Genomic DNA, 15,982 nt, shown 5'->3' on the forward strand with positions numbered 1-15,982 from the left:
ATGCGCCACGACGCCCGCGCGCCCGACGAACCCTGGCTTCCGGATCTCTGCCGGCTGCCGCGGCTGGCGACGATGTTCGGCGTGGCCGAGCTGGCGGTGCTGGTGGTGGCGTTCGCGCCCGACGGCGGGGCGGAGTGGAGCACAGGGCGTTTCCTGTCGGCGAGCGGGTTCGCGCTGTGGCTGGCGATGACCATTTCGGTATTGCTGTGCGCGTCGCGCGCGCCGTTGTCGCGGTTGCCGGTCGTGCTCGGCTCGGTCGTGGCGATCGCCGCGGCATCGCTGGTCGCGCTGGCCGGGGCGGCCATGCTGTACCAGGTCGACGCCCTGCTCGGCTATGCGCTGGTGCCGGCGGACGTGGGCATTGCCCGCTTTGCTTTCGGCAGCGCCGCGCTCTCGGCCCTGATTACCGCGGTGGTACTGCGCTACCTGTATGCCATCGATGGCTGGCAGGCGCAGGTGCGCGCCAGCGCGCGCGCGCAGGCCGATGCTCTGCAGGCGCGGATCCGTCCGCACTTCCTGTTCAACAGCCTCAACGCCATCGTCGGCCTGGTGCGTCGCGACCCGGTCGTCGCCGAACAGGCACTGCTGGACCTGTCCGACTTGTTCCGGGCCGCGCTGGGCGCGGGTGAATCCGACTCCAGCCTCCGCGAGGAAGTGGAGTTGGCCGAGCGCTACCTCGCGATCGAAGGCCTGCGCCTGGGTGAACGGTTGCAGGTGGAGTGGCAGCGCGAAGAGCCTTTGCCATGGGACGCGCCGCTGCCGCGCCTGGTGCTGCAGCCGCTGGTCGAGAACGCGGTGCTGCACGGCGTTGCCAGGTTGCAGCAGGGCGGGACCGTGGAGATCTCCCTCGCGGTGCACGACGGCCTGCTGCGCATCTCCATCGGCAATCCCGCGCCGGCGCCGCGCAAGGGCGACGACGGCAGTGGCGCGCGGCACGCACAACGCAGCATCGGCGACCGCCTGGCCTATGCATTCGGCGCGCGCGCCGGCCTGACGGCGCGTCACGAGGAAGGCTACTATCGTTGCGAGATCCGGGTTCCGGTGATGCCGGACGCAACGACATGAAGGTCATCCTCGTCGACGACGAACCCATTGCCCGCGACCGCCTGCGGCAGCTGCTTGCGGACGTCGCCGATGTCGACATCGTCGCCGAGGCCGGCGATGGGCTCGATGCCTTGCGTGCCTGCGCGGCGCACGATCCGGACCTGGTGTTGCTCGACATCGCGATGCCGGGCGTCGACGGGCTGGAGGTTGCACGTCACCTGGCCGCGTTCGAGCCGCGCCCCGCGGTCGTGTTCTGTACCGCGTTCGATGCGCACGCGCTGTCCGCGTTCGAAGCCCAGGCGATCGACTACCTGGTCAAGCCGGTGCGTCCCGAACGCCTGGCCGCTGCGCTGGAGCGGGTGCGCACCTTTGCCGCCGGCCGCCAGCACGCGGAAGCGGCCGGAGGTGCCGAGCGCACCCATCTGTGCGCGCGGCTAGGCGGCAGCCTGCGCCTGATCCCGGTCGAGGAAGTGCATTACCTGCAGGCCGAGGACAAATACGTGGTCGTGTACCACGCGCGCGGCCGCGACCTGATCGAGGAATCCCTGAAATCGCTGGAGGACGAGTTCGGCGAGCGCTTCGTGCGCATCCACCGCAACTGCCTGGTCGCCCGCCATGAACTGATGGAGCTGCGCCGCGACGGCGACGGCCACGTCCACGCCGTGCTCCGCCACGGCGAGCATCCCCTCGAAGTCAGCCGCCGCTGCCTGCCCCAGCTCCGCACCCAGCTGCGCATCGTGTAGGGCCCGTGGGAGCGGCGGAAGCCGCGATAGCGGATAATTCCGCCATGCCCAAGCTCCGCATCGCCACCCGCAAAAGCCCGCTCGCCCTCTGGCAGACCGAACACGTCGCCACCCGCCTGCGCGAGGTGCATCCGGGACTCGAGGTCGAGCTGGTGCCGATGAGCACCCGCGGCGACCAGGTCCTGGACCGCTCGCTGGCTGCGATCGGCGGCAAGGGCCTGTTCCTCAAGGAGCTCGAAGTGGCGATGCAGCGCGGCGAAGCCGACTGCGCCGTGCACTCGCTCAAGGACGTGCCAATGGAGCTGGAGCCGGGCTTCGCGCTGCCGGCGATCCTGGCCCGCGCCGACCATGCCGACGCGTTCGTCAGCAACCGCTACGGGGACATCGACGCCCTGCCGCAGGGCGCGCGTGTCGGCACCTCGTCGCTGCGCCGCCAAGCGCAGTTGCGCGCACGTCGACCGGACCTGGAACTGCTCGACCTGCGCGGCAACGTCAACACCCGGCTGGCCAAGCTGGACGCCGGCGACTACGACGCCATCGTCCTGGCCTGCGCCGGATTGCGGCGACTGGGCTTCGATTCGCGCATCCGCGCGCGCCTGGACGCGCCGGAATGGCTGCCCGCGCCCGCGCAGGGCGCGATCGCGATCGAATGCCGCGACCGCGACGATGCGATCGCGGCACTGTGCAAGGCGCTGGACGACGCCCCGACCCGCACCTGCGTGGAAGCCGAGCGGGCGATGAACCGCGCGCTGCACGGCAGCTGCCATGTGCCGGTGGCCGGGTTCGCGCGCCTGGCGGGTTCCGGACTGCACCTGGAGGGCCTCGTCGGATCCGCCACCGACGGCAGCCACGTGCGCGCGACGGCCGATGGCCCCGCGGCCGATCCCGAAGCCCTGGGACGCGAAGTCGCCCGCCAGCTGCTCGAGTCCGGCGCGGGAGCGTTTCTCTAGTAGTAGAGCGTCACCATGTGCCGCGCCTGGGCGAAGAACAGCCAGCGCTCGAGGAACGCGCCGGCCAGCGCGGCCAGCGCCGCAAGCCATAGCCAGGCCGCCGGCGGCACATCGCCGATGCGGCCGATGGCGAACACCGCCAGGATCGGCAGCACCGCGAACAGCACCAGCGCCAGCCCGCGCAGCCGGGTCGCATGTTCGCGCGCCACCACGAAGGCCATCTCACGGGTGAGGTAGTTGGCTTCGGTGTGCGGGCGTTCGAACACGCCCACGTCGCGGCCGGGCAGGCCGACGGCGTCGCCGCGCGTGGCGGGCAGGGTGCCGCCGTCGATGCCGCGCCAGTAACGCAGCTTGAGCGCACCCATCAGCGCTGCGAGGAAGATCGCCCCCTGGGCCACCAGTGGAGTTGGCGCAGCGCTCGTCTGGCCTGCCACCATGGCCGCGAGCAGCAGGCCGCCACACAGCAGCGCGAAGCCGAAGTACACCGGCAACACCAGGCCGTGGCGCCAGGCCGGGATCGGCTTGAGCGAGGCGTAGATCATTGCCGTGCATGCCACCGTTGCCAGCGCGCAAAGCAGCAACACGACGGCCATGGCATCCCCGCCGATGCCGGCGGCGAACAGCAATGCCGGCGCGTAGGTCACGACCGCGGCCACGCCCTCGCGCGACAGCCACGACGTGCGCCACTGCGAGAACGCGCGCCAGGCACGCAACGGCTTGCCCAGGTGCCAGAACGATGCCAGCAGGCCGGCGCTGGCCAGGACCAGCGCGAGCAGCGTCGCCGCCATCCGCAGTTCGCCCCACAGGCCGTCGCCCAGCGATGCGATCGCCAGCCATGCCAGCAGGCCGTAGCCGGCGCCGGACAGGGTGGTGAAGAAGATGACGGAGAGTGCGGGATGCATGGCGAGTTCCGTAGGAGCGGCGGCAACCGCGATCGCGTCAGCGATTGAGGATCCGGTCGAGCCACTTCAGTGGCGAAGTGTTGCCAAGGTCGCGGCTTCCGCCGCTCCCACGGTCGGAGTCCTCGTTACCGGCGCGGCGGGGGCGGGGCGGCAGGTACTTGTTGGTCGGCTGGTAGCCCAGCTGCGGCATCAGGTCGATGCCGCCGCGCGCGGCGACCAGCTTCGACACGTCCGATTCCGGGTCGTTGAGGTCGCCGAAGTGGCGGGCGCGGCTGGGACAGGCCTGCACGCAGGCCGGCTGGCGCTCGGATTCGTCGAGGTTCTGGTTGTAGATGCGGTCCACGCACAGGGTGCACTTCTTCATCACCCCTTCGACTTCGCTGTACTCGCGCGCGCCGTACGGGCAGGCCCAGCTGCACAGCTTGCAGCCGATGCACTTGTCCTCGTCGACCAGCACGATGCCGTCCTCGGCGCGCTTGTAACTCGCACCCGTCGGACACACGGTCACGCACGCCGGCGTTTCGCAATGCAGACACGACCGCGGGAAATGCAGGGTCATCGCAGGCTGCACTTCGGTCCCTGGTCCCCGGTCCCCGGTCCCCGCGACCTCATAGCTATGCACCCGATTGAACCAGACCCCCTCCGGCTCCTTCCCGTAGGGATCCGTATCCGTCAACGGCCCCGCGATACCGCCGCTGTTCCATTCCTTGCAGCTCACCGCGCAGGCGTGGCAACCGACGCAGGTGTCCAGGTCGATCACCAGGCCGAGCTTGACCTTGGGCGGGGCCGGCAGCGCGGTCATCGGTCATGCTCCTGGTGGCGAAAGCGCGCGCCGTAGCGCAGCGGACGTTCGTCGGCCTCGGCGTAGGCCAGTTCCGGCAGCTGCGGCTCGCTTTCGCCCACCGATGCGTCCACGGCCTTGCGGATGGACACGCGCAGGTCGAACCACGCGGCCTGGCCGGTCACCGGGTCGGCATTGGCGTAATCGCCCTTTGGCGTGACGTCGGAAATCAGGTGGTTGAGCAGGAAGCCCTGCTTCGACTCCGGCGCGTCCTTGGCCAGGCGCCAGGCGCGCTTGCGCTTGCCGATCGCGTTCCAGGTCCACACCGTGTCGGGCTGCACGTTGGCGGCGAACTTCGCCTGCACGGTGATGGTGCCGTGGTGCGAGGTCACTTCGATCCAGTCCTCGTCGGCGATGCCGTGCCGGGCACCGGTGCCGGGGTCCAGGTACAGGAAGTTGCGGGTGGCGATCTGCCGCAGCCACGCGTTCTGCGAGCCCCAGGCGTGGTACATGAACATCGGCCGCTGGGTGACCGCATTGAGCGGGAACGCGTCGCGGCTGGTCTGGTCGTGCTCGAACGGCTCGTACCACAGCGGCAGCGGATCGAAATACTGCGCGACCCGCGCGCGGTCGCGTTCCGGCGGCTGCACGGCGCCGTGGCCCTGCGCCGCCAGGCGGAACTTCTGCAGCGGCTCGGCATACAACTGCAGCACGATCGGCGCGGTCGAGCCGACGAAGCCGAAGCGCTGCGCCCATTCCAGGTAGCCGCGGTTGGCCATCTTGTAATAGCGCGCGTGCTCCGGGATTTCCTCGCGCCAGAAGTTGCCGTTGGCGATGTAGGCGTCAAGCTGCGCGGGATTCGGCGCGCCCTTGCCATGTTCGTTGCCTTCCGCGCCGCGCCAGCCGGCCAGCAGGCCGACGCCGGGCGCGCGCTCGTGGCGCACGATGTAGTCGGCGTAGTCGCGGTATTTCGGCGAACCATCGGCATGCACCATCCCGGGGAGGCCGAGGCGTGCGCCAAGATCGAGCAGCACCGACTGGAAGCCGCGCACGTCGCGGCCCGGTGACTGCTTCGCGGAATCGAGCACCGGATGGCGGATCGCGTCGGCGACGCCGTCGGCATCGGAGATCGGCCGGTCCAGCAGGCTGATCGCGTCGAAACGTTCCAGGTAGGTCGTGTCCGGCAACACCAGGTCGGCGTAGGCCACCATCTCCGATGCGTAAGCGTCGGAATAGATGATGCGCGGAATGCGGTACTCGCCGCCAGCGTCCTTGTCGGTCAGCCAGTGCAGCGTCTCGCGGGTGTTCATCGCCGAGTTCCAGCCCATGTTGGCCATGAACATGAACAAGGTATCGATGCGAGGTCCGCTGCTGCCGGGCAGGCTGCCGGCATGCGCGTTGCGCAGCACCGTATGCATCATCCCGTGCGCGGCCAGCGGGTAGGACCAGGAGAAGGCGTGGTCGATGCGGCGCGGGTTGCCATCGGCATCCACCAGCAGGTCTTCCGGCCCGTGCACGTAACCCAGCGGGCCGGCGTCCAGCGTGCCGTCGGCCTTGCGCGTTTTGCCCGGGCGGTTGGGCAGGGGGATCGGCTTGGGGTAGGGCGGCTGGTAACGGAACGAACCGGGCGCGTCCACCGCGCCGAGCAGCATCTGCAGCACGTGCAATGCGCGGCAGGTATGGAAACCGTTGCTGTGCGCGCTGATGCCGCGCATCGCGTGCATGGCCACAGGCCGGCCGATCATCTCGGCGTGCTCGCGGCCCCAGGCGTCGGTCCAGGCGACGGGCAAGGACAGCTTGCTGTCGAAGGCGGCCTGCGCCAGCTCGCGTGCGATGCGGCGGATGGTGTCGGCGGGGATGCCGCAGCGTTCGCTCACGGCGTCCGGCGAGTACTGCGGATCGAGATAGCGTTCGGCCAGGAGCTGGAACACCGGCACGGCGCGGCGGCCGTCGGGGAGGGTGTACTCGCCGACTACGGCGGGGGAGATGTCGATGGCGTCTGCCGGAGAAGGGCGGCCCTCATCCGCCCCGCTGCGCGGGGCACCTTCGCCCGCGGGCGGGAGAAGGGGGTCGCGGTTCCAGCACAGGACGTTGCCTTCGGCGTCGCGTGCGAACAGGCCGTCGTCGGCGCCGCCGGGGTTGCGCACCACCAGCCAGTGCGCATTGGCGTAGCGCACCAGGAAGTCGAGGTCGATGCGGTCGCTGCGCAGCAGTTCGTGGATCAGGGCGAAGGCGAACAGGCCGTCGGTACCGGGGCGGATGCCGATCCATTCGTCGGCGATCGCGCCGTAGCCGCTGCGCACCGGGTTCACCGCCACGATCTTGGCGCCCCGTGCCTTTAGCTTGCCCAGGCCGAGCTTGATCGGGTTGGAATCGTGGTCCTCGGCCACGCCCCAGAGCATCAGGTACTGCGTGTGGTCCCAGTCCGGTTCGCCGAACTCCCAGAACGAGCCGCCCAGGGTGTACAGGCCGCCCGCGGCCATGTTGACCGAGCAGAAACCGCCATGGGCGGCGTAGTTGATGGTGCCGAACTGCTGCGCCCACCAGCCGGTGAGCGCCTGCGACTGGTCGCGGCCGGTGAAGAAGGCCAGCTCGTCCGGGTTGCGCTCGCGGATTGGCGCCAGCCAGGAGCGGGCGATCTCCATGGCCTCGTCCCATTCGATTTCCCGGAACTCGCCGCTGCCGCGCTCGCCCACCCGCAGCAGGGGCTTCTCCAGCCGCGCCGGGGAGTAGTGCTGCATGATCCCGGCCGAACCCTTGGCGCACAGCACGCCCCGGTTGACCGGGTGGGCCGGGTTGCCCTGGATGTACCTGATTTTCCCGTCCGACAGCCACACCTTGATGCCGCAGCGGCAGGCGCACATGTAGCAGGTGGTGGTCTGCACTTCGTCCCCCGGGGAGGGCGAGGTGTTGAGCAGGGGCTCGCGCATCCGGCCATTGTGCACGGCGGCCCCGGGGCGCGCCATAATCGGCCCATGGACCGTTACGAACGCATCATCGCCCTGCATCGCATCCTCCGGGTCGCCCGTTATCCGGTGACCGTACCGCGGCTGCAGGACGAACTGGGTTGCTCGCGCGCGACCGTCTATCGCGACCTGGCCTTCCTGCGCGATGCGCTGATGGCGCCGGTGATCGGCGACGGCGAAGCCGGTTTCCGCTACGACCCGGACGAGGCCAACCGTTTCGAACTGCCCGGCCTGTGGCTGAATTCCGAAGAATTGCACGCCCTGCTCGCGGCGCAGCAATTGCTCGCGCGCAGCGGCGGCGGGCTGTTGTCGAGCGCGCTGGCGCCGCTGCAGCAGCGCATCGAGAAGCTGCTGGACGAACATTCGCACGCCCGCGACGGCGCGCCCAAGCGCTGGCCGGTCGAACGGGTGCGGGTGATCCCGCACCGCACCAGGCGCATGGACGAGGCCGCGTTCCGCATCGTGTGTTCGGCGGTGCTGGAGCGCTGCCAGCTCGCGTTCGAGTACCGCGCCCGCTCCACCGGCGAGAAGACCCGGCGCACGGTGTCGCCGCAACGCATCACCCATTACCGCGACAACTGGTACCTGGACGCCTGGGACAACGAGCGCGAGGCGCTGCGCAGCTTCTCGGTCGACCGAATCAGCGGCGCGCGCATGCTCGACGAGGTGGCGCGCGACATCGACGAGGCCACGCTCAACGAGCACCTGGCGGGCAGCTACGGGATCTTCTCCGGCGCGCCGAAGGGCTGGGCGACCATCGTGTTCAACGAACGCGCCGCACGCTGGGTCGCCGACGAACAGTGGCATTCGCAGCAGCAGGGCCGCCACCTGCCCGACGGGCGCTACGAACTCAAGGTGCCCTACAGCAACGCGCGCGAGTTGCTGATGGACGTGCTGCACTACGGCGCGGACGCCGAAGTCGTCGAGCCGGCGTCGCTGCGCGAGCAGGCACGCGCGCTGCTGCAGCTGGCCCTGTCCAACTACGAGCGCTGAACCCGTGGACGAAGGCCGCAAGCCGCGGATCGGCCTGGTACTCGGGTCGGGCGGCGCCCGCGGCCTGGCCCAGATCGGCGTGATCGAAGTGCTGGAGGAGCGCGGGCTGGAGATCGTCGCGATCGCCGGCACCTCCATCGGCGCCCTGGTCGGTGGCCTGCATGCGGCCGGCCAGCTCGGGGCCTATCGCGACTGGTTGCTGGGCATGGACCGCAACGCGATGCTGCGTCTGCTGGATCCGGGCTGGGGTCGGGCTTCGCTGTTCACCGGAAAACGACTCGTCGCGGCGCTGCGCGAGGTCTGCGGGTCGCCCCGGATCGAGGAACTGCCGATCGATTTCACCGCCGTGGCGGTCGACCTCGAGCACCATCGCGAGATGTGGCTGCGCCAGGGCGACCTGTGGGACGCCTTGCGTGCTTCGTTCGCGATTCCCGGCGTGTTCACGCCGCACGTGGTCAATGGTCGCGCGCTGGTCGATGGCGGCCTTCTCGCGCCCTTGCCCCTGACCGCGATGCGCATGGCCGATGCCGATATCGTGGTGGCGGTGGACCTCAACGGCCCGCCGCGCGAGCAGGATCAGCAGGCTTCCACCGATACCGATGCCAGTGCCGACACCGGTTCGCGCTGGTGGCCGCTGCGCCGCGCGCGGCGCGACCAGGACGGCGGCGAGGGCGCAAGCGGCACGCGGCTGGGTTTCATCGAATTGATGACCGCGTCCCTGGATACCATGCAGGCGCGGCTCGCGCGCGTGCAACTGGCACTGGATCCGCCCGGCGTGGAAGTGCGGATCCCGCGCGATGCCAGCCAGTTCTACGAGTTCTGGCGCGCCGCCGAGCTGATCGCGCTCGGGCGCGAGGAAGCCGCCAGGGCCCTGGACGCGGCCGGATACTGACGGCGGCGACGCGCCTGCGGGCGGCGCCTGCGGCGCGGTGCGGCGGAAAGCCGGGTGCCGGCCGGCGCCACCCGCGGCAGGCGGAAACCCTGCAGGGCCCACAGGCTCGCCAGCGGCATGGCCAGCAGCCACAGCGGCATGGCACCGATCCAGGGGTTGTAGCCGCGGGCCGCGGGCAGCGCGAGCACCAGGCCGGCGCCGGCAATGGCCGTCCGGCGCAGGATCGCGGCCAGTCGCGGGTCGGGACGTTCGTTGCGGATGGCGGTAATGGGGGTCATGGCGGGCGCTCCTCCTTTGGTTGACCCGAGGCTGCGCCGTCCCCATCTCATGGGATGCGAATCGCGGAACGGAAGCCGGTAAGCTGGCCCGCCAATTGCCACCGCCGCATTCACGGAGTTCGCATGTCCTCCAGCAAGCCGTCGCAAGCCGGCCGCGCCCTGATCGCCTCTGCGATCCTCGCCCTGGCCATCCCCGCCGCCGTCGCCCAGCAGAAGGAATCCAGCAACGTGGTCGATCCCTACCTTTGGCTCGAGGACGTCACCGGCGACAAGGCCCTGGACTGGGCCCGCGCGCCGAACGCGCGCACCGATGCCGAACTCGCCGCCGGCCCGGAATTCGCCACGCTGAAGTCCGAGGTGCTGGCCATCCTCGATTCCGACGCCAAGATCCCGGACGTCTCGAAGATCGGCGACTACTACTACAACTTCTGGAAGGACGCCCGGCACGAGCGAGGCCTGTGGCGCCGGACCACGCTGGACGAATACCGCAAGGCCGAGCCGGCGTGGGAAACCGTGATCGACCTCGATGCCCTGAACAGGGCCGAGGGCGAGAACTGGGTCTGGCACGGCGCCGACTGCCTCAAGCCGGCCTATGAGCGCTGCCTGGTCGCGCTGTCGCGCGGTGGCGCCGACGCCGATGTCACCCGCGAGTTCGACCTGTCGAAGAAGCAGTGGGTCGAGGGCGGCTTCTACCGCCCGGAGGCGAAGGGCGGCCTGGGCTGGATCGACCGCGACACCGTGTTCGTCTTCACCGACTTCGGCGAAGGTTCGATGACCTCGTCGGGCTACCCGCGCATCGTCAAGACCTGGAAGCGCGGCACGCCGTTCGAATCGGCGACCACGGTGTACGAAGGCAGGCCGGACGACATGTACATCGCCGGCTACCACGACGACACGCCCGGCTACGAGCGCAACTTCGTCAGCCGCACGCTCGCGTTCTACAACGACGAGCTCTACCTGCTGGGCGACGACGGAAAGCTGGCCAGGGTCGATGCGCCCAACTCCGCCGGCAAGTCGGTGCACAAGGACTGGCTGCTGCTGCAGCTGCGCGAGCCGATGGCGGCCGGCGGCAACGAGTATCCGGCCGGCTCGCTGTTGGCCGCGAACTTCGACGAATACATGGGAGGCAAGCGCGAGTTCGAGGTGCTGTTCCGGCCCACCGACACCACCTCGCTGGAAGGCTATACCTGGACGAAGTCGCACCTGGTGCTGAACGTGCTCGACGACGTCAAGAACCGCCTGAGCGTGCTGACGCCGGGCGCCGAAGGCTGGACGGCGTCGGAGTTCGCCGGCGCGCCCGACATCGGCACCCTCGGCGTGCGCGCGGTCGACAGCGACGAGAGCGACGCGGTGTGGCTGACCGCGACCAACTACCTGTCCCCGACGACGTTGTCGCTGGCGGAAATAGGCAAGGCGCCGGAACGGCTCAAGTCGATGCCGGTGTTCTTCGACGCCGAAGGGCTCGTTTCCGAACAGCATTTCGCCACCAGCAAGGACGGCACCCGCGTGCCGTATTTCATCGTTCATCGCAAGGACCTGGCGCTGGACGGCAAGGCGCCGACCCTGTTGTACGGCTACGGCGGTTTCGAGGTGTCGCTCACGCCTTCGTACAACGGCACCGCCGGCAAGGGCTGGATGGAGAAGGGCGGCGTGTTCGTGGTCGCCAACATCCGCGGCGGCGGCGAGTACGGCCCGCGCTGGCACCAGGCCGCGCTCAAGCAGAACCGGCACAAGGCCTACGAGGACTTCGCCGCGGTGGCGCAGGACCTGGTCGCGCGCGGTATCACCTCGCCCCGGCACCTGGGCGCGATGGGCGGCAGCAACGGCGGCCTGCTCGCCGGCAACATGCTCACGCAGTATCCGGAGCTGTTCGGCGCCATCGTGATCCAGGTGCCGCTGCTGGACATGAAGCGCTACAGCCACCTGTTGGCAGGCGCCTCGTGGATGGCCGAATACGGCGATCCGGACACCGCCGACTGGGAATTCATCAAGGACTTTTCGGCCTACCACCTGTTCGATCCGGCCAAGGACTACCCGCCGACCTTCATCTGGACCACCACCCGCGACGACCGCGTGCATCCCGGCCATGCGCGCAAGATGGCGGCGAAGATGCTCGACGCCGGCAAGGACGTCCGCTACTACGAGAACACCGAAGGCGGTCACGGTGCCGGCGCCACCAACGCGCAGAGCGCGCACGTGTGGGCGCTGACCTACCGCTTCCTCTGGGACAAGCTGGCCGCGAAGGACACCGCGATGACCGATACCCCCGCTTCCATCACGCCCCCTGATGTCGCGCGCAAGCCGCATACCGTCAAGGCGCCGTTCGGTGCCGAGCGCCAGGACGAGTACTACTGGCTGCGCGACGACACCCGCAAGCAGCCGGAAATGCTGGCCTACCTGAATGCCGAGAACGCCTATGCCGATGCGGTGATGGCGCCGCTCAAGCAGGTCGAGGACCGGCTGTACGACGAGATCGTCGCCCGCATCAAGCAGGACGACAGCTCGGTGCCGTACCGCGAGCGCGGCTGGTGGTACTACAGCCGCTACGAGACCGGGCAGGACTACCCGATCCACGCGCGCCGCCCGGACGTCATGGGCCGCTACGACGAGTCCGCGCGCGAGGAAGTGCTGCTCGACGTCAACGCGATGGCGCAGGGCAAGGACTACTTCAGCGTCGGCGACTACGCCGTCACCCAGGACAACGCGATCCTGGCCTGGGCCGAGGACGATGTCGGCCGGCGCCAGTACACGGTGCGCTTCCGCAACCTGGCCACCGGCGAGGTCTACCCGGACGCCATCACCGGCGTGTCGCCCAACCTGGTCTGGGCCGACGACAACCGCACCCTGTTCTACGTCGAGAAGGATCCGGAGACCCTGCTGACGGTGCGCGTGCGCAAGCACGTGCTCGGGACGCCGGTGGCCGATGATCCGCTGGTCTACGAGGAGCACGACGACAGCTTCTACATGGGCATCGACCGCACCCGCGACGACCGATTCATCTGCATCGGCGTGGAAAGCACCGTTTCCAGCGAACTGCGCTGCGCGCCGGCGGCCAATCCGGAGACGTTCACGGTGCTGGCGGCGCGCGAGCGCGACCTCGAGTACCAGGCCGACCACCTGGGGGATCGCTGGGTGATCCGCACCAACGCCGGCGGCGCCAGCAACTTCAAGCTGGTCACCGCGCCCAGCGGCGCGACCTCGCGCCAGGAATGGACCGACCTGGTGCCGCATCGCGACGACGTCTACATCGAGGGCTACGAGCTGTTCGACGACTTCATCGCCATCGGCGAGCGTTCCGGCGGGCTGGAACGCATCCGCCTGCTGCGCAACGCCGACGGCGGCGACAGCGAGTTCGTGAAGGCCGACGAGACCGCGTACTCGATGGGTCTTTCCGTCAACTCGGAGCCGGACACCGACTGGCTGCGCTACGACTACACCTCGCTGACCACGCCGCAGACCACGTACGAGCTCAACGTCAGGACCGGCGAGCGCCGCCAGCTCAAGCAGCAGCCGGTGATCGGCTACGACCCGTCGAAGTACGAGACCCAGCGCCTGTGGGCGACCGCGCGCGACGGCGTGAAGGTGCCGGTGACCGTGGTCCACCGCAAGGACTTCAAGCGCGACGGCACGGCGGCGCTGCTGCAGTACGCCTACGGCAGCTACGGGTCGTCCACCGATCCCGGTTTCAACCTGACCGTGGTCAGCCTGCTCGACCGCGGCATGGTGTATGCCCTGGCGCACATCCGCGGGGGACAGGAAATGGGCCGAGCCTGGTACGACGACGGCAAGCTGCTGAACAAGAAGAACACGTTCACCGACTTCATCGACGTCACCGACTTCCTGGTGAAGGAAGGCTATGCCGCGCCCGATCGCGTCGCGGCCTACGGCGGCAGCGCCGGCGGCCTGCTGATGGGCGCGGTGGCCAACATGGCGCCGGAGAAGTACCGGGTGATCCTGTCGCAGGTGCCCTTCGTCGACGTGGTCACGACCATGCTCGACCCGAGCATCCCGCTGACCACCAACGAGTACGATGAGTGGGGCAACCCGGAGCAGAAGCAGTACTACGACTACATGCTGTCGTATTCGCCGTACGACAACCTGGTGGCGCAGGACTACCCGGCGATGTTCATCGGCACCGGCCTGTGGGATTCGCAGGTGCAGTACTGGGAGCCGGCCAAGTACGTGGCCAGGCTGCGCGACGTCGACACCGGCGGCGGCACCATCGTGTTCCGCACCAACATGGATGCTGGCCACGGCGGCAAGTCCGGCCGTTTCCGCCGCTACCGCGAGCGCGCCGAGATGTACGCCTTCATGCTCGACCAGCTCGGGGTCGCCGAACGCTAGGGCCGGGTGATGGCACGGCGGGCACCGGGACGCTGGCGCTGGGCCTGGTGGCTGCTGGCCTACGGGGCGCTGGGATTGGGGCTGGTCGGGATCGTGGTGCCCGGCCTGCCCACGGTGCCCTTCGTCCTGCTGTCGGCTTACGCCGCCGCGCGCGGCTCGCGGCGGCTGCACGCGTGGTTGCGCCGGCACGGCCAGTTCGGGCCGATGATCCGCGACTGGCAGGCGCAGGGTGCGGTCAGTCGCCGGGCCAAGCGCCTGGCCACGGCGATGATGGCGCTGTGCGCCGTGGTCATGTTCCTGACGGCGCCCAGGGCGTGGATGGCGGCCACCGGCACCACGATCATGGCGATCGTCGCGATCTGGTTGTGGCGCCGTCCGGAACCGCAAGCGCGGGCCGGCGGGCGCGCTACACTGCCGCCATGAAAAAGATCGTCGCCATTGCATTGATCGCATGCGCCGTGCTGCTGGCCGGCTGCGGCAACAAGGGTTCGCTGGTGCGCCCAGGCTCGGCGCTGGCCACGACGGCCGGCTGAGCGATGGCCGCCAGGGGCATGCGCTTCACCAAGATGCACGGCGCGGGCAACGACTTCGTCGTGCTCGACCTGCGCGATGGGTCGCCGCCACCGGACGCGCTGCTCGCGCGCCTGCTGGGCGACCGCCACAAGGGCGTAGGCTGCGACCAGATCCTGACCATCGAGCCCGCGCGCAGCGCAGGCGCGGTGGCCAGCTACGGCATCTGGAATTCCGACGGCAGCGCCGCCCTGCAGTGCGGCAACGGCGCCCGCTGCGTGGCCGCATGGCTAGTGCGCGACGGCGCCGCGCGCGGCGCCCGCTTCGTCGTGGACAGTCCTTCCGGCACGCATGCCGTCGAAGCCGTGGGCGGGGGTGTCTATCGCATTGAAATGGGTGCACCGGTGCTCGAGCCGGCGCGAATTCCGCTGCAGGGGTTCGACGCACCCGCAGATGAATACAACGTCGACGTGGCAGGCCGGCCGGTGCGTTTCGGTGCGCTCGCCGTGGGCAATCCACACGCGGTGATCGAGGTCGACGACGTCGCCGCGGCCCCGGTCGCGGAACTCGGCCCGGCATTGCAGCGCAGCGATGCATTCCCCGCGTCGGTCAATGTGGGTTTTGCCCAGGTCGAATCGCGCGGGCGGATCAGGCTGCGCGTATACGAGCGTGGCGCCGGCGAGACCCTGGCCTGCGGCAGCGGCGCCTGTGCCGCGGCGGTGGTGATGATGCGGCGCGGACGCGTCGACCGCGAGGTCGAAGTGGCCCTGCCGGGCGGCACCCTGCGCATCGGCTGGCGCGACGACGGCGGGCCGATCACAATGGAAGGGCCAACGGCATTCGTTTTCGAAGGGGAGCTTGCACACATGGACCAGCGCTCATGACCGAAAAGCTCGGCGCGCACGAGGTCGCGGCGTTCCTGCGCCGGCACCCGAAGTTCCTGCAACAGTTCCCCGACCTGGCGGTGAGCATGGTGGTGCCGCGCGAGAACGGCCCGGCCGCGTCGCTGGCCAGCTACCAGCTGGAGGTGCTGCGGGACAAGAATCGCGAGTTGTCGCGCCGCCTGCAGGAACTGTTCGCCAACGCCCAGGAGAACGAGCGCCTGGCGGTGCGCACGCACCAGCTCACGCTGGCGATGTTGAAGCAGGCCGACGCCGCGGCCACGCTGCGGGCGATGGCCGCCTCGCTGGCCGAGGACTTCCAGGGCGACCTGGTGCGGGTGGTGATGTTCGATGCGGTCGAGGGCCTGGACGATGTCGACTGGCTGCAGGTGATCGCGCGCGGCGACGGTCGCATCATTCCCTTCCGGGATTGCCTGGCCGACGGCGAACCGCTGTGCGGCCGGCTGCAGCCGGAAAAGAACGAAGTGCTGTACGGCGATCGCCGCGAGGAAGTGCAGTCCAGCGCGCTGATGCCGCTGGTGGCGCCGGGCGGCGCGCCGGCGCTGGGCCTGCTCGCCGTCGGCAGCCGCGATCCGAACCGGTTCTACCCGGGCATGGGCACCCTGTTCCTGCGCATGATGGGCGAAGCGCTCACCACGGCCCTGCTGCGCTTCGACGAGAACCCGTAGGAGCGGCGG

Annotated in this window: 14 protein-coding genes and 1 pseudogene; 11 read left to right on the forward strand and 4 right to left on the reverse strand. The window is 69.5% G+C overall.

Annotated features, from left to right (window positions below):
* Genes QAA18_RS02550 through hemC form a run of 3 tightly spaced genes read left to right on the forward strand, consistent with a single transcriptional unit; the run spans position 1 to position 2,737 of the window.
* Positions 1-1,065, forward strand: coding sequence for a histidine kinase (locus QAA18_RS02550; RefSeq protein ID WP_279410774.1), 1,065 nt, complete (start codon positions 1-3; stop codon positions 1,063-1,065).
* On the forward strand, positions 1,062-1,787 hold the full coding sequence (locus QAA18_RS02555) for a LytTR family DNA-binding domain-containing protein (RefSeq protein WP_279410775.1): 726 nt from the start codon (positions 1,062-1,064) through the stop codon (positions 1,785-1,787). Before QAA18_RS02550 ends, QAA18_RS02555 begins: the two co-directional genes overlap by 4 nt.
* A 44-nt stretch (positions 1,788-1,831) precedes the next feature.
* Positions 1,832-2,737 (forward strand): hydroxymethylbilane synthase, encoded by a 906-nt coding sequence (hemC, locus tag QAA18_RS02560; protein WP_279410777.1) that lies wholly within the window; start codon positions 1,832-1,834, stop codon positions 2,735-2,737.
* On the opposite strand, the gene QAA18_RS02565 is transcribed toward hemC, so the two are convergent.
* From QAA18_RS02565 to QAA18_RS02575, 3 genes are read right to left on the reverse strand one after another with little or no spacing between them, the layout of a single operon-like run.
* Positions 2,734-3,639 (reverse strand): DmsC/YnfH family molybdoenzyme membrane anchor subunit, encoded by a 906-nt coding sequence (locus QAA18_RS02565; protein ID WP_279410778.1) that lies wholly within the window; start codon positions 3,637-3,639, stop codon positions 2,734-2,736. The genes hemC and QAA18_RS02565 overlap by 4 nt on opposite strands.
* A 37-nt stretch (positions 3,640-3,676) precedes the next feature.
* A complete protein-coding gene (locus QAA18_RS02570) occupies positions 3,677-4,441 on the reverse strand; it encodes a 4Fe-4S dicluster domain-containing protein (RefSeq protein WP_279410779.1) in 765 nt (254 codons plus the stop codon).
* Positions 4,438-7,350, reverse strand: a complete 2,913-nt coding sequence (locus tag QAA18_RS02575) for a molybdopterin oxidoreductase family protein (RefSeq protein ID WP_279410780.1) — start codon at positions 7,348-7,350, stop codon at positions 4,438-4,440. The genes QAA18_RS02570 and QAA18_RS02575 overlap by 4 nt, the downstream gene beginning before the upstream one ends.
* Positions 7,351-7,395: 45 nt before the next feature.
* Here QAA18_RS02575 and QAA18_RS02580 point away from each other — a divergent pair, with 45 nt between their 5' ends.
* Positions 7,396-8,379 carry a YafY family protein gene (locus QAA18_RS02580; protein WP_279410782.1) on the forward strand — a complete coding sequence of 328 codons (984 nt, stop codon included), beginning with the start codon at positions 7,396-7,398 and terminating at the stop codon, positions 8,377-8,379.
* A 4-nt stretch (positions 8,380-8,383) separates the two neighbouring features.
* Entirely contained in the window at positions 8,384-9,271 is an 888-nt protein-coding gene (locus QAA18_RS02585; protein ID WP_279410783.1) for a patatin-like phospholipase family protein, read from the forward strand.
* Here QAA18_RS02585 and QAA18_RS02590 read toward each other — a convergent pair.
* Entirely contained in the window at positions 9,190-9,549 is a 360-nt protein-coding gene (locus QAA18_RS02590; RefSeq protein WP_279410785.1) for a hypothetical protein, read from the reverse strand. The two genes, QAA18_RS02585 and QAA18_RS02590, sit on opposite strands and share 82 nt — an antisense overlap.
* A 213-nt stretch (positions 9,550-9,762) precedes the next feature.
* Here QAA18_RS02590 and QAA18_RS02595 point away from each other — a divergent pair.
* The 6 genes and pseudogenes from QAA18_RS02595 to QAA18_RS02620 form a co-directional block, all read left to right on the forward strand.
* Positions 9,763-11,787 (forward strand): annotated as a pseudogene (locus tag QAA18_RS02595) (prolyl oligopeptidase family serine peptidase); the annotation flags it as partial.
* Positions 11,788-11,802: 15 nt separating this feature from the next.
* On the forward strand, positions 11,803-13,893 hold the full coding sequence (locus QAA18_RS02600) for a S9 family peptidase (RefSeq protein WP_279410821.1): 2,091 nt from the start codon (positions 11,803-11,805) through the stop codon (positions 13,891-13,893).
* 9 nt (positions 13,894-13,902) lie between these two features.
* Complete coding sequence (locus QAA18_RS02605) at positions 13,903-14,316, forward strand: YbaN family protein (RefSeq protein WP_279410787.1); 414 nt, start codon at positions 13,903-13,905, stop codon at positions 14,314-14,316.
* Complete coding sequence (locus QAA18_RS02610) at positions 14,313-14,426, forward strand: lipoprotein (protein WP_279410788.1); 114 nt, start codon at positions 14,313-14,315, stop codon at positions 14,424-14,426. The genes QAA18_RS02605 and QAA18_RS02610 overlap by 4 nt, the downstream gene beginning before the upstream one ends.
* 3 nt (positions 14,427-14,429) lie before the next feature.
* The gene (dapF, locus tag QAA18_RS02615) at positions 14,430-15,287 is read left to right on the forward strand and encodes a diaminopimelate epimerase (RefSeq protein WP_279410790.1); all 858 of its coding nucleotides are present in this window, start codon (positions 14,430-14,432) and stop codon (positions 15,285-15,287) included.
* Positions 15,284-15,973 carry a DUF484 family protein gene (locus QAA18_RS02620; protein ID WP_279410791.1) on the forward strand — a complete coding sequence of 230 codons (690 nt, stop codon included), beginning with the start codon at positions 15,284-15,286 and terminating at the stop codon, positions 15,971-15,973. Before dapF ends, QAA18_RS02620 begins: the two co-directional genes overlap by 4 nt.
* Positions 15,974-15,982 lie beyond the last annotated feature (9 nt).

The sequence above is a fragment of the Luteimonas sp. 8-5 genome (genome assembly GCF_029763755.1).
Lineage (GTDB): Bacteria > Pseudomonadota > Gammaproteobacteria > Xanthomonadales > Xanthomonadaceae > Cognatiluteimonas.